15 protein-coding genes are annotated in these 23,203 nt (G+C 41.1%); 12 read left to right on the top strand and 3 right to left on the bottom strand.

The features are described from left to right. Positions 1 to 27: 27 nt before the first annotated feature. The 4 genes from QNM19_RS06795 (at position 28) to QNM19_RS06780 (ending at position 6,666) form a co-directional block, all read left to right on the top strand. A complete protein-coding gene (locus QNM19_RS06795) occupies positions 28 to 2,733 on the top strand; it encodes an nSTAND1 domain-containing NTPase (protein WP_049865817.1) in 2,706 nt (901 codons plus the stop codon). A gap of 358 nt (positions 2,734 to 3,091) precedes the next feature. Further along, entirely contained in the window at positions 3,092 to 3,535 is a 444-nt protein-coding gene (locus QNM19_RS06790; protein WP_049865818.1) for a hypothetical protein, read from the top strand. A gap of 1,428 nt (positions 3,536 to 4,963) precedes the next feature. Then, positions 4,964 to 5,551: a hypothetical protein gene (locus QNM19_RS06785; RefSeq protein ID WP_049865819.1), complete on the top strand. Its 588-nt coding sequence runs from the start codon at positions 4,964 to 4,966 to the stop codon at positions 5,549 to 5,551. Positions 5,552 to 6,069: 518 nt separating this feature from the next. Further along, complete coding sequence (locus QNM19_RS06780; protein ID WP_284026510.1) at positions 6,070 to 6,666, top strand: hypothetical protein; 597 nt, start codon at positions 6,070 to 6,072, stop codon at positions 6,664 to 6,666. A gap of 219 nt (positions 6,667 to 6,885) precedes the next feature. On the opposite strand, the gene QNM19_RS06775 is transcribed toward QNM19_RS06780, so the two are convergent. Next, positions 6,886 to 7,857, bottom strand: coding sequence for a transposase (locus QNM19_RS06775; protein ID WP_284026509.1), 972 nt, complete (start codon positions 7,855 to 7,857; stop codon positions 6,886 to 6,888). Between the two features lie 501 nt (positions 7,858 to 8,358). Between QNM19_RS06775 and QNM19_RS06770 the strand changes: the two genes are divergently transcribed. From QNM19_RS06770 to QNM19_RS06745, 6 genes are all read left to right on the top strand, one after another. Further along, the gene (locus QNM19_RS06770) at positions 8,359 to 9,486 is read left to right on the top strand and encodes a serine hydrolase domain-containing protein (RefSeq protein ID WP_284026508.1); all 1,128 of its coding nucleotides are present in this window, start codon (positions 8,359 to 8,361) and stop codon (positions 9,484 to 9,486) included. A 330-nt stretch (positions 9,487 to 9,816) separates the two neighbouring features. Then, positions 9,817 to 10,287 carry a DUF3291 domain-containing protein gene (locus QNM19_RS06765; protein WP_049865238.1) on the top strand — a complete coding sequence of 157 codons (471 nt, stop codon included), beginning with the start codon at positions 9,817 to 9,819 and terminating at the stop codon, positions 10,285 to 10,287. A 128-nt stretch (positions 10,288 to 10,415) separates the two neighbouring features. Further along, positions 10,416 to 11,312, top strand: coding sequence for an ADP-ribosylglycohydrolase family protein (locus tag QNM19_RS06760; RefSeq protein ID WP_049865239.1), 897 nt, complete (start codon positions 10,416 to 10,418; stop codon positions 11,310 to 11,312). A gap of 149 nt (positions 11,313 to 11,461) precedes the next feature. Then, positions 11,462 to 13,183 carry an FAD-binding oxidoreductase gene (locus QNM19_RS06755; RefSeq protein WP_049865240.1) on the top strand — a complete coding sequence of 574 codons (1,722 nt, stop codon included), beginning with the start codon at positions 11,462 to 11,464 and terminating at the stop codon, positions 13,181 to 13,183. Between the two features lie 514 nt (positions 13,184 to 13,697). Continuing rightward, positions 13,698 to 14,411 (top strand): hypothetical protein, encoded by a 714-nt coding sequence (locus QNM19_RS06750; RefSeq protein WP_049865241.1) that lies wholly within the window; start codon positions 13,698 to 13,700, stop codon positions 14,409 to 14,411. A 165-nt stretch (positions 14,412 to 14,576) separates the two neighbouring features. Next, the gene (locus QNM19_RS06745) at positions 14,577 to 15,197 is read left to right on the top strand and encodes an ankyrin repeat domain-containing protein (protein ID WP_284026507.1); all 621 of its coding nucleotides are present in this window, start codon (positions 14,577 to 14,579) and stop codon (positions 15,195 to 15,197) included. Between the two features lie 142 nt (positions 15,198 to 15,339). Here QNM19_RS06745 and QNM19_RS06740 read toward each other — a convergent pair whose 3' ends face one another. Continuing rightward, the gene (locus QNM19_RS06740) at positions 15,340 to 15,927 is read right to left on the bottom strand and encodes a formylglycine-generating enzyme family protein (RefSeq protein WP_082225490.1); all 588 of its coding nucleotides are present in this window, start codon (positions 15,925 to 15,927) and stop codon (positions 15,340 to 15,342) included. Positions 15,928 to 16,604: 677 nt separating this feature from the next. On the opposite strand from QNM19_RS06740, the gene QNM19_RS06735 reads away from it, so the two are divergent. Both QNM19_RS06735 and QNM19_RS06730 read left to right on the top strand, forming a co-directional pair. Continuing rightward, positions 16,605 to 17,606 (top strand): hypothetical protein, encoded by a 1,002-nt coding sequence (locus tag QNM19_RS06735; protein ID WP_049865244.1) that lies wholly within the window; start codon positions 16,605 to 16,607, stop codon positions 17,604 to 17,606. Between the two features lie 312 nt (positions 17,607 to 17,918). Next, on the top strand, positions 17,919 to 18,314 hold the full coding sequence (locus QNM19_RS06730; protein ID WP_049865245.1) for a hypothetical protein: 396 nt from the start codon (positions 17,919 to 17,921) through the stop codon (positions 18,312 to 18,314). A 508-nt stretch (positions 18,315 to 18,822) separates the two neighbouring features. Here QNM19_RS06730 and QNM19_RS06725 read toward each other — a convergent pair. Then, positions 18,823 to 22,911, bottom strand: coding sequence for a hybrid sensor histidine kinase/response regulator (locus QNM19_RS06725; RefSeq protein ID WP_284026506.1), 4,089 nt, complete (start codon positions 22,909 to 22,911; stop codon positions 18,823 to 18,825). Positions 22,912 to 23,203 lie beyond the last annotated feature (292 nt).

The raw sequence follows: 23,203 nt of genomic DNA, 5'->3' as shown, positions 1-23,203 counted from the left end.
CGGCATACGAGATATGAAGGATTTGAGATGACAAGGGTAGTACCTGTAGAGCAGGATATATTTGTAATTGTCCCTGAGAACTATTCCAACACACAAAAGGGGGCATTTTTCGAAAAATTATGTGCCGATATATTAAGGAAACAGTCGTACCAAATTACAGGAATGGAAGTTCGCAAAACGGGGATGGAAATTGATATTACTGCGGAACATAGTCCTTCAGGAAGTAGTGTCTATGTTGAATGTAAATTCTATAACTCAAAAAATATCGAGGCATCCATAGTAGACCTTTGTTATGCTCAGTCGATCCGTGCGAAGATTAAAAGGATTGCACTTTTTTCAACGGCTAGGCTTGGAAAAGATGCGCAAGGGGCCTATGACGAGTATCGTAAAATGGATGGTTGCGATTATTCCTTTTATGGTCGGAAGGAAATATTAGATGCACTAATAGCCTCTGGAAAAGCTAAAGCTTACGAAGAAGCTGATCTCAGCCCAAATATTACACACGCCAGTCTTGTCATCCATCCTGAACTTGATTTTACTTGGATTTTTCAAGAGATGGATAACGGTGTTGCAAGTCGTTTACTTGCATATAATACAAGTAGCGATAGTGATTGTAAGAAGATAAGAAGAATCCTTGATTCGCAAAATCTCTTTGAAAACATCCCATTAATTCCATTCAACAAAGACAGAAATACACCTAGCCCTGTTATTAAGCCTTCCAAAGAAGTTGTTAGTAGTATATTGGTCGCTGACGACATTATGGATTATAAGCCATGTAAGCCCTCTGACTTTGTAGGTAGAGAAACGATACAAAAAGAAATATGGGATTACTTTGAGGCAGTTAGAGCACACGAAACAGATACTCGTATCCTTTCTTTGGTAGGTTCTTCCGGCCATGGAAAGTCCTCTTTAGTTGCTTTCTTATCTGAACGTTTCCGCAATATAAAATGGAAAAATAAACTGTTCTTGTATCCAGTCGATGTACGTTCAGCTCGAGGGGCAACTTTCGTGGCTGAAGCTATTGTAAAAGGGTTTGGCAAAGCAATAGAAGAAGGATTCATTGATTTTGATAGTGAATTTAAAATTGAGAATATAGAAGATATAACTTCAGGCAGTAGCTTCCGAGATTGTCTAAGTAATTTAAATAAAAACAATAAAGTTATTGTAATATTTTTTGATCAATTCGAAGAAGTCTTTATGAAAGAAGAGCTTTTCGGGTTGTTTAGGGCATTTGAAAGATTTGCTAAAGATGTATCATCTGAAAGCATGAATTTAGTTGTTGCCTTTTCTTGGCGCAGTGGGATAACGCTAGGAGAAGAAAATCCAGCTTACTCTATGTGGTCGAAGCTCAAAGACTTTAGAGTAGATAAAAAACTTGATGATTTCGACGTTGGTGATTCATCAAAAATGATTTCGACATTTGAAAAAAGTATTAACATCAAATTGAATAAATCTTTAAGAGGCAGGTTAATCCAGCAATCACAAGGCTATCCATGGCTTTTAAAAAAGCTATGTATACATATTTTCAAAAAGATTAAATCTGGGGTTTCACAAGAAGAGCTATTACTCAGCCAATTTCAAATAAAATCACTTTTTCAAGAGGATCTAGAGCGACCAGACAAAGAAATAGCTTGCTTAAGATATGTTGCTGGACACTCTCCGATAGACCATTATCAGGTTACAAAAGAGTTTGGGCAACAAACAGTTTATAACCTCATTGTTGACAGGCTGATAATCAAAACAGGTGAAAAAGTTTCTGTGTATTGGGATGTTTTTCGGGATTATCTAAATACGGGGGACACCCCAATTATTCCTTGGTCTTATATGCCTGCGGCAACAGTCACTATGGCTATAAACGTGTTTAATAAAATCAACAAGGGAAAGGAATTAACATTTGAAGAGTTGATGAGTTTATCAGGGTTTAAAAAAGGAACTCTAACTAATGTGATAATGGATCTTCAATCCTTTTCATTGATAGAGAAAAGTAGCCAAGGAAAATACAAAACAATACAAGCTAAAGCCTCGGAGGTTATTCGAGGGCATCTAAAAGACCATTTGATATACACGGAAATATCAGAATCAAATGGAGGAAAAGTTGATTTTTGCACTAATGAAAAATACGCAGATGTCATTGCTAATGTGTATTCAAATAAAAGCGGAAAAGCACCAAAAGGCTATGCTACAAAGATGCTAAACTGGCTACAATACGCAGGTTTAGTATCTAATAGCGGAAGTAAAATAGCTATATTTTCCACTTCCGAATACTCTCCTGAATATGGTTTATTGGGAGCAAAAGGGTACTTGTTTCTTGCTGCCACCACACCAAACAATTCCCTGGAACTAATTGAAATGATAGTTGATAGAGGGACTGTATCGCTAGAAGAGCAAGAATCTAAAAAGCTAAGAAATTCTGTTACTGATTTGGTTTCTTTAGGTGTTTGTAAACGAAATGAAGATTCAAGCATAGAAATTTCAAAAGGCATTAATAGTCTTGAAAGTCCTCAACAGATTTTAGCTCAAGCTTTAATTAGATCTGAAACTATAATCTTAATTAATGAAATTATAGAGTCTGGCACATCAAAAGATAACAGAGAAGAACTTGCAATAAAATTCAAAGATGAGCTGGGTAAAACTTGGAAAGATAGCTCTAGCAAAAGGTACGTAAACGGCATGCTTAAGTATATTGAATTCTTAGAAACGTATAACAAGGCATTGCAGCGGACAAGCCGCTGAATGCGGCGTTATACGTCAAGGTTGAATTCAATGCTTTCTCGAGAACTTAAAGTACTAAATGAATAGCAAAAAATAAGCAGACATATATGGACGCTCCATTGATGTCAAGCCGAGTGGGCCTGCGGGGTAGCGAGTTTTCGTTATCCCGTTCGTTATGTTACCCGTGTTGCCACGCCTGATGCTTGGTCCAGTCCGCTATAAATGTGTTGCTCTGACATATATCCGGGCTTGACTGGTTATCCAGCGCCCCTAGTGAGTTCAGAGCCTGCAGAAAATACCCAGACACCCAGTGGCAGGCAAGCTTTGGAATGGGTGTCTGTCAACTAGTGTTAAAAGTGTTATATGGAAGGTAAGTGAGGTGTTAGAAGTGAAAAAATATCTACTTTTAGTTGTGGTGGCCCTTTTGAACGGATGTATTAGTATCAATACTGTTGAGGAGTTAAGGGCCACTTCCCGATTGAGTCCAGTATATCATGCAGATGAATCACTTGAAGATCTGGAAGATAGCATCCAAGCCTATATGACGATATGCAATAAGCCCGACTATAACCCAGTGAGAATTAATGGCACTGTAGTAGGAGGTGCATTACTTTCTGTTGACAGAATTGAAGTTGAAAATGGCGTAGACTATGTTGCTAAGCAAGCAGTTCAGGATGGTTACTTCCACTACCTTCTTGTCTCGTTGAGAGGTGGAAATAGACCAAACAAATCTACAGCTCAGGTTTTTGCTGATGATCACGTTGGAGAGGATGTATTCAAAGAGGTGAAAAAAATTACAAAAGGAATGTATTGGGAGTGTTAAGGAATAACAGAGTAACATGGACACCCAATCAAAGGAATTAAAAGAGACATATATGGACGCTCCATTGATGTCAAGCCGAGTAGGCCTGCGGGGTAGCGAGTTTGCGTTATCCCGTTCGCTATGTTACCCGTGTTGCCATGCCTGATGCTTGGTCCAGTCCGCTATAAATGTGTTGCTCTGTCTTATATCCGGGCTTGACTGGTTATCCAGCGCCCCTAATAGCGGTTAAAAGAGACACCCATTCAAAACGTGTGCTCGTGAGCGATTTTATTCAGTGTAGGAATGGGTGTTTGTCTTTCTGCCCGGTTTCCATGTCAAATTTCTCGTTTTCTCCGCGCTTGAAAGTTTCGTTGAAGTGAAATACCGATTTAAGTTTAATATGTTCAAGAGGCCGGAAGTAGAGACACCCATTCAAAACGTGTAAATAACACGGACACCCAATCAAATAATTAAAGAAGACACTCATTCAAAGCCAGCGCTTAGTGAGGGAAAAAACACGGATATCCATCAAAAATTTAGGGTGACACCCATTCAAAACCAGGCTCAGTGAGGGAAAAAACACGGATATCCATTGTTATCAGTTCCTTTTCTGGCTTGCTATGTGTTAGAAGTTTTTGAATGGGTGTCTGTGAGTATCAGCAAAGTCTTAGTTTATGTTAAGTAAAAATCAGCATTAATGAATCAAAGCGCTTGGTATCAATTTGGGGGCAGTTTTTTCTGAGTATATCGTGTAGGATGGTGGTATCACGCATGGTGTTGTTATCTAGTTAGTTTTCGGCGAAATAAATTAGGAAAACAATGCTGTGTGTGTTAATTACATTGATTTGAAATTTAATTACCAGGGGATCTCTCAAGGCATAGCGCTAAGGTTCTTGGTAGTAAACTGACAAATTCGGAGAAGAAATGAAAAAATGTCTGGTTTGTGCCTTGGTCGCAAGAATTAAAAGAGACACCCATTCAAAATCAATGCTCAGTGAGAATGACACGGACATAGATTAAAGTAGACACCCATTCAAAGGGGAAATTAAAGTAGAAGCAATTAAAGTAGACACCCATTCAAAACCAGGCTCAGTGAGGGAAAAAACACGGATATCCATTGTTATCTGTTCCTTTTCTGGCTTGTCATGTGTTAGAAGTTTTTGAATGGGAGTCTGCGAGTATCAGCAAAGTCTTAGTTTATGTTAAATGAAAATCAGCATTAATGAATCAAAGCGCTTGGTATCAATTTGGGGGCAGTTTTTTCTGAGTATATCGTGTAGGATGGTGGTATCACGCATGGTGTTGTTATCTAGTTAGTTTTCGGCGAAATAAATTAGGAAAACAATGCTGTGTGTGTTAATTACATTGATTTGAAATTTAATTACCAGGGGATCTCTCAAGGCATAGCGCTAAGGTTCTTGGTAGTAAACTGACAAATTCGGAGAAGAAATGAAAAAATGTCTGGTTTGTGCCTTGGTCGTATTGACTAGTGGGTGTGCTACTAAAAGTGCTTATACTCCTCCAAAAAATGTGAAGACAGTTATGGTATCTTATCAAGAACATCCTGATTATGGAGAGGTCTTGACTAACCATCCTGAGTTTATAAAAGCACAAAATGAATGTGAAACAGAAATTTATGCGGGCGGTCTTACTATAGGTGATGAAATTATTACTGATCGCAGTCGGCTGAATAATATATCCATTGAGCATATGTCTGCGTATATTAAAAACAGGATGATGAGAGATCTAGATATTAATGGTGCGTATCATGGTGCTAACGCTGCAATATTGGTGTCTACTGGAGAAACATCCTATTCATACAAAGAAGCGTCTAAGCCGAAAAGCTATGGTGACTACATGAAAGAGTACAATAGTCTGCCTAAGCCTCAACAAATTGAAAAAATTGATGCGCTTCAAAAAGATTACATTACCTGTATGCGCGAAGATAAAAAATGGGTTCCTACCAGGTCCATAGAGAAAAATGCTGAAACAGGTGAAGTTATTACAGAGTTTGATCTTAGAACGCTAGACAAGTAAATATAACTAAAAAACACAGACGTTCAACATTGCATGTTCCTTTATTAGAACTTTTATGGGAAGGTTTAAATGCAGATACCCAATCAATGATTGTCCTGCATTTGGGGTTTGACTTTGGAAATGAGTGCCTCCTAAGTGGTTGAACTTTCAGGTTCACATGAATAAAAAAAGCGCGTTTTTACGCGCTTTTTTGTTGCTTGAAAATAGGTGTTTTAGCGGGGGCTTATTTCAATACATTTAGATTCCAAAAATAGGGGTCGGGCGTACCATCTTTAAGTACTGTTTTCTTGTATAGATATAAGTGAAAGTGGATGACTCATCAAGTCAATGGCTCACCCCCTATGTTCTGGAAGTTTTCGAATGGGTGTCTGCGAGTTTCATGCGAGTTTCAATTTATGGTGACAAACGGCGGCTTCTGTTTTACTTTGTGCACAGCTTAACAGTGCGTTATATGACTGAAACTACTTCAATTGTTATTATATGGAATGTTTCTCTGCCAAAGTTAAAAAGAGGGTTTAGTGTTTAGTTTTTGTAAGCGTCCAGTTAGTGTCAAAGTAAATTGCTCTTGTGAGCCGCAAGAGTCTCTTTTGCTAAAAGCATCCCAGGTATCTCAAGTGGTTATGCTTTTTGTTGGTGTAGTTACGGTGTTAGTCGCTTCTCGGCAAATAACTTCATCTCAACAACAGGGGCAAACGCAATTAGCGAAAGAAATGTATGGACAATATTTAGAATTAGCCTTTGAGTCCCCATATTTTGCAGAGCCTCAGTCAGGTTTGGCTTGCCCAGACAATGGATCTGATAAAGGTCAAACAGGTGCAAATAGTATCTCAGTCATTGATAGCAAGGGTAAAGACGATTTATGTTGGGCGCAGTATACTTGGTTTGTCTCCAGGCTACTTTACGCATCAGAGAACATCTTGTCGCTAGATTTGCCCGAGAAACACAAAACGAGTTGGGCCACAACAATCAATTTACAGATTTCTTATCATTTAGAGTATATTTCGAGCGAAAGCTTCGCAGAGGTAATACCTAACTACTCTTGTTCACTCCAATCGATTTTACGTGCATCTAATGAATTTATTCCGAATTTTTTGCCAAAAGAATGCCGTAGCTAATTAATATAAGTAGACAGTCAACACTGAGTGTTTATTTAATAGTTGGGCAGGCTCTTTTTTGGGTGAGTGAGAGTGATATTTAGAACAAATAATCGAAATATCACTGTAGACGGCTTCAAATATGAACAGCCTCTGCTAGAACTGTCTTAATTTCTTACTGTGTGGCACAGTTAAGCCCTGCCAGAGAGACAGTCACCATTTGAGCTCGATAATGGCGGTCTAACCTAATAGGCGTTCACAGTTAGCCAGGTTAGCGCGTCGCCTCTTTTGTAGGTGGACATAATATTTAGTCATAGCATGGCGCCTGCCGACAGCACCGCGGAATACTTTGGTAAATCTTGTGGTGAGTTTTAGCCAGTTTTCGGGCTTGATTTGCAGTCGAGCGAGAATGGGCTGAGCATCGCAGATGTGGCCTCGTTTGTCTGCTCGAATGCATCGACCTGTTAGCTCAACCAGTTCAATGTAGTATTTAAGCTCGAAGGGCAGCCCTTTGGGCATATTTTGTCTTGGGTTGCCAGCAAAGCGCAGAAGACTCTTTGGTTGCTTTCCACTATGAGCATGTTCAATACGCCTTTTGATACTGGTGAACTCAGAAGTTTCCGGTGTCTCTGCCATTTTGGCTCGGATTGGATTCAGGTCAACATAGGCCATACAGGCGGCCAGTGCTGCTTCATCGAGTAATGCCTGGGATTTAAACCTGCCTTCCCAAAAGCGACCTGTACAGCTATCTTCTTTGTTTGCCCTGCGGGCAATGTCTTCGTTCAGTACCCGCATAAACCAGCTGATGCTCGATAGCCTTTCACGATATTTGTCGATAATATCGTCGAGAATCATACGCTCGGACGGATTAAGTTTGTTATTTTCAACGAACTTGTGCGTCAGCCAGTTTCCCTTGAATAGCTTATGCCAACGAATAACAATGGCTTTGTCGGTCAATCGATTGGCTTTTTTGTCATCCACATATAAAACGATGTGAGTATGGTTACTCATAACAGCGTAAGCGCAGACGTCAATGCAAAAAATGCTTGCCAGCAGGAGTAGCTTTTCTTCAACCCAATCACGGCGATGCTCATAAGACTTGCCTGTTAAAGGGTCGTCACCACATAGAAAGGCTCTCCTGACACAGCGAGAGATGCAATGGTAGTATTTTGTGTCAACTAAGCTGACCTGGCTTTTCCGTGCCGTTGGCATTTGGTATGTCCTTATCCTTGGAGCAGATTAAAAGCATAGGTGGTGGCAGTATGGTATACAAGTTTTGAAGTGGGGGTTTTGAAATGGGTGTCTGCTAGTCAGTCAGTGATGAGTGTTTCATCATGAATGAGTCAACTTATAAAGAGCTAAACCTTAAGTCTCCAGTTGATAGGCCTATGCTTGACGGTACTGATGTGGGAAGCTCGTTTATTGTAAGTACAACCGATGTATCATGAATAAAGGTTGTCATTAGCGCTAAGTAGGTAGCTGAATTGTGATGATGGGGTGCTAGCGGCCCATCATCACAATTTCACACCAACTCTAACATCAGTAATTTAGTGACACTAGAATTTAGGGTGACACCCATTCAAAACCAGTGCTCAGTGAGGGGTGGCTGTCTGCTAGCTGGTGCTAGATGCCTTGGGTCAATTTAACATTTAAACCTTTTACGGAATCTTATCGTCTAAGGAATGATATTCAAAATATATTAAAAGGAAAAAAATGAACCGATTCATAACCCAAACTAAATCAATGATATTGGTTATTTCATTAATGGCAGCGTTGGCCTCTTGTAAAAGTCATGATGCAACAGATTTTGAATCAAACACTAAACATGAGCTCATAGAATTTATTGATGGAAATGTTGGGCAGGTCGTCTCAATTTCGATTGTAGACTCAGAAAATACTCACCAATATCATTTAGGGACGTTAAGTAATGGCGATATGCCTAACAACCAAACAATATACGAAATTGGCTCTTTAACCAAAACTTATACAGGGTTAGTTGTTGCTAAGGCCATTCTTGAAGGGAAAGTTGAGCTTGATAAAGACATCCGTCATTACCTTAAAGGTAAAAAATACAAAAACTTAGAGCTGTCTAACCAATATATAACTTTACGACACCTTTTGACCCATACTAGTGGTCTTTCAGGATCTTTTGCTGTTAGTCGTGAAGATATTGAGCAAGGCAGATATTTTGAAAAAATATCAAAATACTCCAGAGATGATTACTTTGATGATCTTAAAAAAGTGCAGCTTAATTCTACACCTGGTGAGGACTATCTGTATTCAAACGTCGGTACTAATTTAGCCGGATATATTCTGGAATCAGTCTACCAAAAACCTTTTGAGTTGCTGGTTTCTGAAATGATCACGAGCAAGTCTGGAGAGCAGGGAACGAAATTTAGACGTACAGAATCCGAGGTAAGTGAAGTGACAGTCGGTACAGATGGAAATGGCAATCAAATGCCTTTGGCTAGTGCTTATTGGTTTGCTAGTGGAGGATTAACTTCAAACGTTGAGTCTGTCACACGTTATATGCAACACCAATTGTCCTCTGAGCCTGAGGTAGCTATTTCTCATCAACTTTTGGAAGAGAGTTGGACGGGCCATGGCTCGGCATTTTATTGGCACACAACTAAAGTTGATTCCAATGAACTGATGCTTTATCAAAGCGGTGGTTCAATGGGCACATCTAGTTGGCTGGCCATTTATCCAAATAAAAATGTTGGTATTTTCATCGTAACAAACTTAGCAGAGGAAAATACTCAACCAAAGTTAGAAGCTATTTCAGAAAAGGTTTTTGACTATTTGATGGCATATAACAAAGCCTCAAAGTCGGATGCTTAACAGTAGACCAGTTCCGCTTCGCTGCATACTTGGAGGAGAGCACGAATTTAGGAATGGATGCCTCGGCGGTTTGACAGTTCAGTTGACCAGCAAGACTGGCACCGGATTAGCGCCACTCATAAGGCGCACATGAATTTGGCGACAGTTTTTTCTGAGCATATCGTGTAGGCTGGAGGTATCACGTATGGTGTTATTATCTGGCTGGTTTTTGGCTGAACTAGCTCAAACAAAGCTGAGCCTGTTCATTATATTGGTTTGAACTTTAAATATCTGGGGATTTCTCAGACAACGGCGTTATACGCTTTCGGAATATCAAAAGGAACAATGTGTATGAAATTAGCACAATTGAACATAGCGTTAGCAAAATACCCTCTAGACAGTCTGGAAATGAAAGATTTTGTCGATAATTTAGATTTAATCAATGGAATAGCGGAAAGTAGTGAAGGGTTTATTTGGCGCCTAAAAGATGAATCAGGTGATGCAACATCTATTAAGGCCTTTGATGACCCTAATATGATTGTCAATATGTCGGTTTGGGAATCTGTAGATGCATTGAAAAATTTTATGTTCCGCACCCACCATCGCGATTTTATGCGCAGGAAAAGCGAGTGGTTTCATCGTTTGCCAGAAGATACGTATGTTCTTTGGTGGATCGAAGACAATCAAACCCCTGATCTCAATGAAGCTAAAGAGCGACTGGAACACCTCAGAAAAATGGGTGACACAGCTTATGCATTTACCTTTAAGGCTAACTTCACTGAGAGTGAAGCAAAAAGTTTACGTAAGGGTCTTGTTGATTAAATCCATCATAAAAAACACAGACACCCATCTGTACCTTGTATGTCTCGTCATGTTTTGAACTTATGTACAGCAGACGAGCTTTGGAATGGGTGTTTGCTAGTGCTGCTAAGTGAAAAAATGGAGTTGATTTGGAAGATAAGATAATTGGTTCATTGGTCGGGCTTGCTTGTGGTGATGCAGTAGGCACTACCTTGGAATTTGCGTCAAGAGGCTCTTTTGAGCCAATTGAGGATATGGTCGGTGGCGGTCCTTTCAATCTGAAAAAAGGGCAGTGGACCGATGATACATCGATGGCGTTATGTTTAGCTCATAGCCTGCTCCATAAGAAAACGTTTGACCCAACTGATCAAATGAAACGTTACTGTGATTGGTATAATGATGGTTACATGAGCAGTAACGGAAAGTGTTTTGATATAGGAATGACGGTATCTGAGGCGCTGAGAAAGTACCAGGAAACCAGGAATCCTTTTAGCGGTTCCATCGACAAGTTTTCATCTGGTAATGGGTCTATTATGAGATTGGCGCCTATCCCTATATATTATTTCGGGGATATTGATGCTTGTATAAAGTATGCGGGAGAAAGTTCACGAACCACGCATGGTTCTCCTCTATGCATTGAATCTTGCGAGCTTTTTGGCTATTTAATTCATAAAGCGTTCAATGCCAATAATAAAAGCGAAATATTCGAAGCCATCCCTGATAATTTTTGCGCTGAGTTGCAGCCGATATCTGACTTTAGTTTTAATACGTTGGATTATATGGCGCTTACTGGCAGCGGTTATGTGATTGAAAGCTTAATTTCAGCACTTTGGTGCTTTTACCATGGCGAAAATTTCAAGGATTCAATATTACTCGCAGCGAATATCGGAAACGATGCAGATACCACAGCGGCAATATGTGGACAAATTGCCGGAGCTTATTATGGATATAGTGAAATACCTAAAGAATGGCGAGAATCAATAACAATGGCCAGCGAAATTAAGCAGCTCGCTTTGGATTTATATCGAGCGGGAATGGCCAGCTAACAAGCGGGTTGTTAGGCTTAACACTCCCAGGAGAATGCGTACTTTCACAGGTATGTTCATGCACCAGCGCTGTAACACGATGTAATGGTTTTAGTTATTGCGTCGACACACAATGCAGCTATGAACTATTACAAAAGGAATAAGTCGCTATGTCTTTAATCGACGACCTTAAACACCTGTTTGAAGCATTCGCCGCCAACCCACCAATTATACTTAGCCCTGATGAATGTCGTGACGAGTATGACAAATCACGTAAAGTTTTTAATCGCAGATTTGATTTTATGCCCAGTGCCATTGTACAGGTCAAGAATACGGCACAGGTTGCTACGCTGATTGAGCATGCAACCAAGCATGATATTGAAATTGCCGTTAAATCTGGTGGTCATGACCACGAAGGTGAGTGCGTTGCAACCGGCAAACTACTGATAGATTTTCAACTGATGAACAATGTGAATGTTTATCAGGCGCAACTGCCATCCAGCACTGAACAAGCGTTTGGTGTGCGTATTCAACCCGGTGCTATCTTTGAGAAGATTAAGGCAGAGCTCGATACATATCACCTGGGTATCCCTCATGGCACGTGTCAGAGTGTGGCCATTGCTGGCTATACCATGGGCGGTGGCTGGGGTCCCTGGACGCGTAAATACGGTATGGGATGTGAGCGATTGATTGGTGCGACCATCGTACTTGGCGATGGGACTGTAAAGTACTTAGGTGTGAGTGCCGAGCTCAATCAGGAACCGATCTTATCTGACCGTGAGCCACAAAGCGACCCTGATCAGAACAACAGTATATTATGGGCGCTGCGAGGCGGCGGTGGGCTCAGCTATGGTATTGTCACAGAATTGGTTTTTAAGCCATTTAAATTACCAAAGATTGCGCAGAGTTTTGTGATTAAAAGCGACTCATTTCCGGCGCTTGAAAAGGTCAAAGCTGTTGATATTATCGCGGCCTGGGAGCAGTTAACCGCACCTGGTCAAAATCCAAACCTGATCGGTACCAACCTTAAAGTAAATGCAAAAGGGGTTAAGTGTGTATCCGAGATCAGTGAAAACGCACTACTAAGCTGGCAGCTGAATGGTCATTTTGGTGGCACAAAAACTGAACTGGAAACCATGATGACGCAGTGGGCTTATTATCTGGTCTCTCTAATTAATCAGGACCCTGGTTTAACTGACACAGAGAAGCAACAGCAAAAAAATGACGTCATTCACGAATTCAACGAGTTTTATCAGAGAACTTGCGCACATGCAGTAGAGTTTAACGCCGCGACTAATCACACTGGTTACTCTCTGGACTTTGATAGTTGGGACAGAGAACTCGGTGGTATTCAGTTAGAAACAGACGAGCCAGCACCACACAAGATAACGTCGAGAATGCCTACTTCAAATTGGGGCAGTGCTGGCAGACAAGCGCTGGTCAGATCGCTGCAGTCTACCTTGCTAGATGGGGATGCTACAGACAGCAACATCGCAGCTTACATTACCTTAGGGGCTATCAGTGGCCAATATTATTCAGATAAACAGCAATTATCAGAACAGGATAAAGTGAGCTGTGCATTCCCCTATCAGGACAGACCCTTTACGATTCAGTATCAGGCGTGGTGGGATCAGCCGGCGCAGGGTAATGAACCCGCAGATATCGCAAAGCTGATCTCAACACGATTTTATGAAAACAGAGCACAAGACTGGATAGAGTCATGTCGAAGTTTTGATATACCCGATACAAAAGGAGCATTTATCAGCTTTAAGGATGCGGCGGTGAAAACAGAAGATTACTTTGGTGACAGCTATGAGTCGCTAATTGGCGTTAAACTCGACCAGAGTCAGGACTCCAAATGCCTGTTTAGAAGCAGAAAAACCATCATATAATCAACTTGTACTGGCTGACTTTGAACATTAAAACTGGGTCAGCCAGCCACTCCAATAAATATCAGATAGTCGTGGTTCTGGCAGCTCTATATGCCAGTTTTCAGTAGCTTTGTTCAGTTTCACTGGCTAATTAGCTGCGTGGACACCTAACCCTAGTTTTTCCTTACTACGGTGCTATTTACCAGTTTTCTATTAGGCTGGCTGTCCGAGATAGGTGGGTTATAAGTGATGAATGTCATTTTGTCAGTTATAATAGCCGGTCTCTCCGAACTTATGAATCGTGTTTATTCTGTTAAGGCTATGAAATACCTAGGGTAAGCATTTTTACACAACGAAAAAATGAACTTTGTTGATATCGGCTATTGGGTTCTAAAATTAGCAATAGACTTGAAGGCTGAGGTGCCAGGCGGTTACGCTTATTATTGATGGGTAATTAGCGATGTAAAAGGGGCGCTTTGAGAGTTGGGCTCAATCGGTGTTCTCAGTAATTTACTATTAAATGAAAGTAGGAAATATGGTGTACGATAAAGTAGATTATACTAAATACAGTCTGGAAGATTTATATTGTGCTTATGAATCAATAGATAAAGAAAAGTACCCCGAACGTGCAAGTGAGATTGAGTCCTATATCTTAAAGTTAGGGGGAAGCATTGGTTCCACAGAGCCCGAGACAGTTAATTTTAAAAGTTGCACTGCAAGGCAGGTTAAGAAACTTTTTTATAGCGGTTTATCAAAAGAGGAAGTTTACAGGAAACTTAGCACTGAAAATTACAATCCGGTAAAAGTCAGCAGGGTTTTGTCTCAGATACTTGAAAAAGACACTTTACAAATGAACAAGAAAGTCCACATTGGATTTGTTATTTCACTTTGTGTATTTTATTTGACTCACTTGGCCATTTTAATAATAGGGAATGGACTAACCAGTTCATTGAGTGAGGTTTTGTTTTACAGTGTATTGGGGTTAATCATTCCTTCAATAGTGGTTTTTACTATATATAAAGGTCATATTGGTGGGTTTTATCTTTTGTGTTTTTTCTTGTTCAAGGGGGTACTTGATGATTTGGCGATTTTTGAACAGAACCCTTTTGTAATATCAGTAGCGGTAAGCTTCAATGTAGTGTTGTTTTGCTTCGCTGTTTATGTAAAAAATAGACTTTATCCATATCAGTCATTTTTTCATAATAAAAAAGATATACATGGAAATTATGTGTTTAAAAGTAATAAATAATTGGCGTCATATATTGGTTTTACCTAAATGGGTTCTTGGTTTTAACCCGGTGCCACTCGCTGTAGGCTGAGATTACATCACGCTTTTGCAACCTCATTTATTGCTGACATCACCCAGGTCGGCGTACTAATAGGCCTGGTAAAACACACAAAATAGACGAGATAATTGAAATTTTATACAGCTTTAAGAAGCAAAGCTATTTTGAATAAATTAAAAATATTACTGGTGGCGATAATACTTACAGTACTTACTTTGAATTTTATCAGTGATGAACAAAGAGATATAAATTTGGAGCTCGTGAATGCAATTAAGGAATGTGATATTGCCGCTGCGCAACCTCTGTTGGAGGAGGGGGCTGATCCCAATATATATATTGACGGTCATGGATCGGCGATGGCGCACTCACCATTCTGCTTATCAACAGAGCCACTTGAGTTGCTGTTAGCATACGGTGGTGATCCAAATATACAACTAATGAATTTAGGTAAAAGGCTAATATTTAGGGTGATTTCTCCCGGGAAACTGGCTTCATTGAAGTTACTAGTTAAGAGCGGTGCAGAAATCAATGTGACGACCGAAACTGGTTTGACTCCATTGATGCAATCCCTAATGCTAGGTCAATTTGATATGGCTATTTATCTTATAGATTCAGGAAGTCATCTGACAGCAAAGGATAACTTTGGTACTACTGCGCTAGGAATTTACTCCGGAGGGACGATAAAATCGCCACCTCAAAAGGGTAGCTTAGAATATGAGGTAGGCTTAAAGCTTGGCCATGTCTTTTAATCAAAGCTATGATTTATGCAGGCATGTATTGTGCTAACTTGATAGATAATGAATACTTCTGTTAGATGTCTATACCACTAGCAGCTTGGTGTATTGATGCTGTTTTAGATGCGACCACTGCGGTCACGCACCAGCTCCTCTTTTAGTCTTTGACTAACCTAAATCCCACATCTATAAACCCTGAATTTGCGAAAAGTCGGTATCTGGATGATGAGCGCAAATATTTTGGATGTTGCCACATAGAGCCTCCTCGCACCAGCCTTCGCTTACAAATTCCTGAATGATTATATTTCTCGCCTCTAGCTTCATTGGCTTTTTCCGTTGTGGGCTTGTATTCATACTCTCTTGCATTCCAGCAATCTTGCACCCATTCAAAAACATTTCCTTGCATGTCGTATAAACCAAATTGATTAGATATATATGACATTACAGGGCTAATATTTGAATATCTATCTTCAGGCCAGCCTTGTTTATTACTTCCATTGGCATATTTACCATCTGGCGTATTGCTCCAACTGTAAATAGTCGTTGTGCCACTCCGAGACGCGTATTCCCATTCTGCTTCTGTTGGAAGGCGGAAACGTGATTTTTGGCTCTTATTTAGCCAGGAAATAAATCGATAGACAATGCCATTCCATTTTACAATAGTAACTGGGTGGTTTAATGGGTGCTTAAACCTTTTACTTCGATTGTCTTGGCATATAGCTGCTTCAATGCAGGGTAAATACATTCCCTAAGTTACTTCATGCTTCATTAAATTGAAACTGGGGATTTTTCGACTGTGTACCGGGGGTTATTCTTTTGTGCGCTGTGTGTCGTCTAAATTACATCCCATCAAAAAATCACCAGATGGAATTCTGACAAGGCTATCACTAATTAGCTTATTGTTTTAGCTCGCTTTGTATTCTGTTTTTTGCTGGTTGTCTGGCAGCTAGCCAAAGCCATGCTAAGTAGAATAAAAAGTGCTGTGTTTATTATTTTCATTTTTATACTTACATCGGTTTCATGGTAAGAGCAGTGGTTTTTCTAGAAATGTAATAAAGTTCACCCCACAATTTGCGAACGTATCTCTCGTTGCACAGATACCCAGCTACATCATTCTAATGTTCATAAGTGTAATGCACTTTAGGTTGGGTGTCCGGGGAAGGGCGTTACCCGCAAATACCACCCAAATGTTTCACTGCGCAGTTCCAAATTGAACTTGTCCATAGGCAGAGCATAAGCTTTATGTTGGATGTCCATAGAAGGTTCACAATAGAACTGACTTGGCTTGAGTAACGCGCACAACAATGGTAACTTGTTGTTATTTATAGTGATAAGTGTTTAGGGGGATGCTTTTGAATGTTTTGATTACTGGCTTGGTTCAGCGTTCTCGTGAATACACAATGATATAATCAGGAATTATTGATGCACAACCAATCAACAATAAATTTAATAGAAAACTACTCTAAAGAAGAACACATGCGTCTTATTCAAGGGAACTTAAATATAGATTACTCCAGGCTAAAATCTCTAAGCCCAATTTTTAGCGAGCGCTGGGATGCAGATAACTTGCCGTATGTCGCTAAATCACACGTAATTGACGCATATTATTCTTTGCCAGAACGCCCTGACATTGCATTTACTTCGTTGTGGAAGGCTATCAATAATTCATATAACAGTTATTACTTAAAGCAGGTGTTTGGTAATCCAAATTGCAAGCAGTTGACAGATACAAAAAGTCTAGAAAAGGTTATTGAGCACATTGCTAATGATGCAAATGTGGTAATTACAGATGAACATACCATCGAGAGTTTGGTGGGCTTTTATATAGAAAAAATTCCAGATAAAACATACAGATTTGTTGCAAGCTATATTTTGAAGGGGATGGCAATAATGGACCCTAAATCAAATGGCAGTGTATCTGAAATTTACGCGCTTTCTTCCTATAAAACATTTAAAAATAAATTCCCAGAAATTCACGGTGTAATTGAGAAAACATATGGTGAGAAGTATCGAGATATATGTGATGTTGGTATTGGTAGCGATAAAGTGACTGTGCAACTCAATATTGCAAAATCTGATGAGGAAAAATCCATAGCTTTAACACGTAGTTTAGCAGATAGCTTGAAGCGCATGCTAAATGGTAATAAGGTCAAACTGGATAATGGTGATTTCTCTGGAGTTATTGAGCTTTTTTCATTTAAACAAAGACTTTACTTTTTAATTTTTACAATCCTCTACTCCGTAAGAAATAATAATACACATGGAAATGTGGCATCAAGGATGAACAGTGAATATGCGAATAAAGAAAGCTTTGAGGCGGCTGAGTACATATTCTTACTTGGGCATATGTTCTTGTCCCTGATTATGTATAAAAATGGCGATCTATTGAAAAGTGATTTAAAGTTGAACTTTGAAAATATATGAATAGATATGTTGTAGATATACATAAAGGGTATGCCTCTGGTGGTAAAGTTAGATATCTAGCTAAATTTCCGTATGAATTTTCGCTTTAATTTTTATAGCTTCTGTTTTAATGAATAATTGACTTGAAGCGGTGAGGTTCGTATATTCATTGTGAAAGGAAGTCGGTTAGGTTAAAACTAAAAACAATAGAGAATAATAAACCAAGCCACTCGGGTTTTTAACATTGGCACGTTTTTTCCAGCTCGTCACGTTGAAAAAAGCCTGCCAATATTACTGAGCGCTGCATGGGGCGCCATGCATGGAGAGAAAAATATGACTAAATTTGTGGGCATTGTTCTGTTAACTGTGTTGATAAGTGCTTGCGCCGCGACCTCGAATAATGAACTAGGTTATGACGGGTATAATCGCAGCGGTGAAACCGTTGAGCAAACTTTACTTCGGCTAAAGGAGGACTCGTCTGTTGACGTTCGAAATGAGCGAGGATGGACGATTGCTACGATGAAATCAGGAAGAGTGATGTGGAGTTTCACACCACCAAATCATCCGGCTCATCCCTCTTTCGTAAAGCGAGAGGTAATCGAAAATGATGGAAGAATTTATATCGAGACAAGTGCGAGATGCGGTGCGTCAAAACAAATATGCGACGACCTGGTACAGGACTTTATTAAACTCAATAACCTTGTTAGCAAAGAAATGTCTGGGAGTTAAATGCACAATAAGGCTATTAGCTTCAATGTTGTAACCGAACAGCCTTTGCTTCGCTCCGGTAGCAGGGTATTACGGCGAACTATGCCTATGGGATATCTGTGATCAATCAACCACACTGGTATAACCTAAAAAATGAACTTGCTGAGTATATAGCGCCTAAATTACGGGGCTATCAAGAGAACTTTGAGCAAGAGATAATATTGATACCTCAAATTTATCTGCAGCTGAAATAGATATGTTGAAAGATGAGTGGTTGAACATAGTTGGCCAAATGGCGAAAGCATTTGAACTGGTTCTTGATGGTCACTCAGGTGACCCTAAAGTTTTTACAGGGCTAGAGCTCTTTGCTAAATATTACGTGCACTTGTGGGACTAGGCACCCAGTGTTGTGCGTTCTTGTGTGGGCCTGTAATGTTTGTTTAGAAGCAGAAAAACCATCATTTAATAATTCACCGGTATTGGCTGGCACAGGGCTTCTGTAAACTGGGCCAGCCAATTGCCATTCCATTCAGGTGATAGTGGATTTGGTTACCCAGTATTCAAGCTTGTCGGTAACTTTGGCTGACTCTATGGGCTTTGTTATATAGTCATCCATGCCTGCATCCAGGCACTTTTGCCTGTCGCCTTGCATTGCGTTTGCCGTCATTGCAATGATGGGGATATCGGTATAATGATTGCCAGCCTGAGCTGAGCGAATACGCAGGGTGGCTTCATAGCCATCCATTTTTGGCATTTGGCAATCCATCAGTAGCAAGGTATAAGCTTGGGTTTCCGTGTTGCGCAGTTTGTCCAATGCCTCTAAGCCATTTTCTGCAATGTCTACGGTTACGCCCAGGTGCTCTAAGATCCGCGTCGCGACCAATTGATTGACTTTATTGTCCTCGACCAGCAACACATGGGTGTCTTTTGCCCACGGGAAGTCTTGTGGATCAGCCTGACTTTGTTTGTGGCTGGGGCCTGTATCCTTTTCCTGATTCTTACTGGGCTCTAAGCCAGACAGTGCTTTCATTAAATCGTGTTGGGTAGCTGGTTTCGTGAAGTAACCATCCAAAGGCACCGGGCTTGATTCAACCGCATCAAACTGTTCGTCCAGTAGCGTCATCATGATGAGCTTTAGCTGACTAAGCTGGCGGTTTTGCCTGATCTCGCGGGTCATTAATTCACTACTCATTGTAGGTAGTGTTCTACTGAAAAACACAATGTCAATGCTGCTTGCAGAGAGTATCTGCAAAGCCTGCTCTGCGCTGTGTGCTTCGCTAACCTGTACTTGCCAACGTTCGAGCTGATGCTTTATGACTTCGTTACTTGAGGTATCTGAATCGACTAGCAGGGCATGGATGTTTAATGACGAAAATGCGGGGGCATTTGGCTCTGTGATTTCACATGGGTTGACCTGACATGTGAACTCAAAACAACTGCCGTGCCCAATGGTGCTAGAAACAGATACATCACCACCCAGCAACTGGCACAGCCGTTTGGTAATACTCAGGCCTAATCCAGTCCCCCCATATTTTCTGGTGGTAGAAGCATCAACCTGAGTGAAGGAATCAAACAAGCTCGACAGCATCTCCTCTGGTATGCCAATCCCGGTATCCTGAATGCGACAGGTAAGCATGGTTTTGTCATCACTGATAGAATGAGTCAGTGATGCGCTCATCACGATTTCGCCTTGCTCAGTAAATTTGATCGCGTTACTCAGGATGTTTGCTGCGATTTGTCGGATCCGACCTGGGTCTGAATTAATCATAGCTGTTTGGACACCCGTCAGGTCGACGACTAAGCCTACCCCTTTCGTTTGAGCACCAAGCGCCATAGACTCAGCCAGCTGCTCAAATAGCTGCCTGACGTCGAAATCGATGAACTCAAGTTCCAGTTTGTCGGCCTCAATCTTCGAAAAATCCAGAATATCGTTGATCAGACTGAGTAGGGAGTGAGCGCTGCTACTGGCAATGCCGACAGAATGCTCCTGCTCAGGTGTCAATTCGCTGTGCTTAAGAAGCTCCAGCATGCCCAACACCCCGTTCATTGGTGTTCTTATCTCATGGCTCATGTTAGCCAAAAATTCAGATTTCAGGCGGGTTGCTTGCTCCGCTTTTTTAAGGGCAGCTTCCAGCTCCATTGCTTGTGACTTCAAAGAAGCCGTTTTTTGTGAAACTTGTTCTTCAAGCTGTACTACGAATTGTTTTTGGCGATTGATTTCCGCTTTTTGCATACGGGTGCGCAGATATATCACAGTAAAGATGAGCAAGGCACAGGCTATGGCATAGAGTGTGTACGCCCACCAGGTTTTCCAGGGAGGCGGGGCAACGTGCAAGTTAATTGATAATAGTTGCTCACTCCACTCACCCCGGTTATTGGTGGCTTTTACCTGAAATGTATAATTGCCGCCATCCAGGTTCGTGAATGTGGCTGAATTTCGGTTACCAATGTCTATCCAATTGTCGTCATAGCCTTCGAGTTTATAGGCATACTGGTTTTTATTAGGTGACACAAAATCGAGCACGGAAAACTCAAGAGAAAAAATATAGTCCAGGTAGGTGAGGTAGATATCTGTGACGTAGGAGTAAGGTTTATCCAGTTTTACGGGTTGTCCCATCTTGTTAAAGCCCGTCAAGATAAGCGTTGGATCTTTGAGAGTTGATTGCAAAGGACGTGTGCTGAAATATTCGATACCGCGCTGGCTACTGGTAAAGAGCAAATCTCGTTTGGCTTTGACCAGGCTATCGGAATAGTAATTTAATCCAAGCAATCCATTATGGCTGTCAAAATTACTCACTTTACCCGTTGACGGTGAAAACTTAGTGATGCCTCGGTTTGTGGTTAGCCATAAATTACCTCTCATATCGTCCGAGATAGCGCGGATCAAGTTACTTGGCAGGCCATTTTGCGTGCTAAAGTGCGCAAAGTTATTCGTCTTGGCCTGATACAGGTTGAGCCCTTGTTGGGTGGCAATCCAGATCTGCCCGTCCTGGGTTTGGTAGATATCCTGTACAATGCTGCCAAGCAGGCTGTCCTCACGATAGGGGTTATTCACAAAGGGTTGAAAAATCTGCTCTTTTTCAAGCCATAGGTTTACACCGTTACCGGTGCCGACCCACATATTATGCGCATTATCTTTGTATATGGTTAATACTTCTGGGTGTGACAAGCCATAAGAGGTATCAAGGTGTCTGAAGGTATCATCATCCGGGTTATAAATGTAAACTCCGTTTTTGTATGTCCCTACCCAGAGGTTGCCTTGTTTATCAACGGCAAGTGCTCTTATTTCCCGAAATTGCCTGTGGTTTGGGTCATCCTTTGGATAGCGAATAAGCGTCACGGCACGTGTATCCAGGTTGAACCGGGCTAACCCCTCATCCTGCGCGACCCACAAAGTGGCATCACCATCGAGATGTAAAACAGGGCGTTCAAGAAGTCGATTTTCACTAAAGCCATTAGACTCATTAAATAACGGCGCAGAGAGAGGGTGCAGGGTTTGTGATGCGACATCCCACCTGAGTAAGTGAGACGTCGAATTGACGACGAGCAGGTCGCCATTTTTATCCGCGGCAATGCCATTTGGCGCTTTGAGCATCGAGTTACTGATGGATTTGAATTTACGATGTGGTACCAGCTTAAAAATACCGTGCACTTCATTGGTGATCCACAGTGTTTTGGCATTGTCTTCAAATATAATTCGCATGCCATTATTGTACTCAAGTTCCAGCTGTACTAACTCTTCATTCGACGGGTGTTTTCTGAACACGCCTTTACTGGTAACAAACCAGATGTAACCCTCCTGATCTTCGATCATGGAGTTAACCTGTCCCAGGTGAGTGCCATCTGCAGGGCCAATTTTACTGAACTCAGCACTGGCTGGGTCGAATGCAAAAGGACCTTGCTGGGTTCCGATGTACAGCTTGTTATGCGACGTTTTTAAAATGTGCCTGATTTCATTGGTACCGGTTGGGGTGGTGTTTGTTGGGTCCGGGAAAAAGTAATTAAAGCGTTGAGTGGTTTTATCATAGAGGTTCAGGCCGTAGCTTGTGGCTATCCAAAGGCGGTCCATGCCATCATTTTCTATATCCCAGATCCGATTGTGGGATAGCCCAGTAACAGAGTCAGTGCTCTTACTGACGTGCTCAAAGTTACCTTGCCCCAGGTAGCGATTAAGCCCGCTATCATATGAGCCCAGCCAGACTGACCCATCCAGGTCATGGTATAAAGACTGGATCCGGTTTGCTGAAATTGAGGTTGGTTGTTTAGGGTCATGAAGAAAGTTTTCAAACTGTCCGGACTTCGGATCATAGCGATTGGCACCTCCGCCCCAGGTGCCAATCCAAATGTCCCCATTTCTATCTAACATCAGGTTGCCAGCATCATTGTGCGATAAACCAGTGTCACTTTGGCCATCAAATTCAAACAGGGTGACTTTTCGGCCGTCATAGCGCATCACGCCATTCTCTGCAGTGCCAAACCAGAGTAAGCCTTGTTGATCTTGTATGATGGAATAAATTTCGGATGAGACGAAGCCGTCCTCAGCAGTCAGCTTTTTAACTGAGTATTGATTAGCAAGTACCGGGATGCTGCCAAAACACAGCGCTGGCGTAACAGCCATCAAGACCAAACTAAAATAGACTACAAAAAGCCGTTTACCCAAATGCATGATTGGCAACCAAAGAAGATGCTTAAAAAGCGGAGCTCGTGTTACTAGGCTAGTTGAATTTGCGAACGATTTCTATGCATTCAGTTGTTTATACTGTTAAAAATTTATTATTTGCTGAGCAGGTTTCAGTCTATCCCAATACTGTTTATGCCATTAAGCAAAATAGTGCCGACATTTATCGGTCTATTGCTTTGGAACGATGTCAAAACGACTGAAATATGAACGCAACCTTGATGGTTTCCAG

The sequence above is a fragment of the Pseudoalteromonas ardens genome (genome assembly GCF_030125445.1).
Classification (GTDB): Bacteria; Pseudomonadota; Gammaproteobacteria; order Enterobacterales; family Alteromonadaceae; genus Pseudoalteromonas; species Pseudoalteromonas ardens.
Note: the sequence above shows the minus strand (reverse complement) of the source record. Positions and strands in the feature narration are given on the sequence as shown.

Coding starts and splice junctions, on each gene's coding strand:
- QNM19_RS06740 (WP_082225490.1), bottom strand. CDS start 15,927: ATGTATTTACCCTGCATTGAAGCAGCTATATGCCAAGACAATCGAAGT.
- QNM19_RS06775 (WP_284026509.1), bottom strand. CDS start 7,857: ATGCCAACGGCACGGAAAAGCCAGGTCAGCTTAGTTGACACAAAATAC.
- QNM19_RS06770 (WP_284026508.1), top strand. CDS start 8,359: ATGAACCGATTCATAACCCAAACTAAATCAATGATATTGGTTATTTCA.
- QNM19_RS06725 (WP_284026506.1), bottom strand. CDS start 22,911: ATGGCTGTTACGCCAGCGCTGTGTTTTGGCAGCATCCCGGTACTTGCT.
- QNM19_RS06755 (WP_049865240.1), top strand. CDS start 11,462: ATGTCTTTAATCGACGACCTTAAACACCTGTTTGAAGCATTCGCCGCC.
- QNM19_RS06750 (WP_049865241.1), top strand. CDS start 13,698: ATGGTGTACGATAAAGTAGATTATACTAAATACAGTCTGGAAGATTTA.
- QNM19_RS06735 (WP_049865244.1), top strand. CDS start 16,605: ATGCACAACCAATCAACAATAAATTTAATAGAAAACTACTCTAAAGAA.
- QNM19_RS06785 (WP_049865819.1), top strand. CDS start 4,964: ATGAAAAAATGTCTGGTTTGTGCCTTGGTCGTATTGACTAGTGGGTGT.
- QNM19_RS06730 (WP_049865245.1), top strand. CDS start 17,919: ATGACTAAATTTGTGGGCATTGTTCTGTTAACTGTGTTGATAAGTGCT.
- QNM19_RS06765 (WP_049865238.1), top strand. CDS start 9,817: ATGAAATTAGCACAATTGAACATAGCGTTAGCAAAATACCCTCTAGAC.
- QNM19_RS06795 (WP_049865817.1), top strand. CDS start 28: ATGACAAGGGTAGTACCTGTAGAGCAGGATATATTTGTAATTGTCCCT.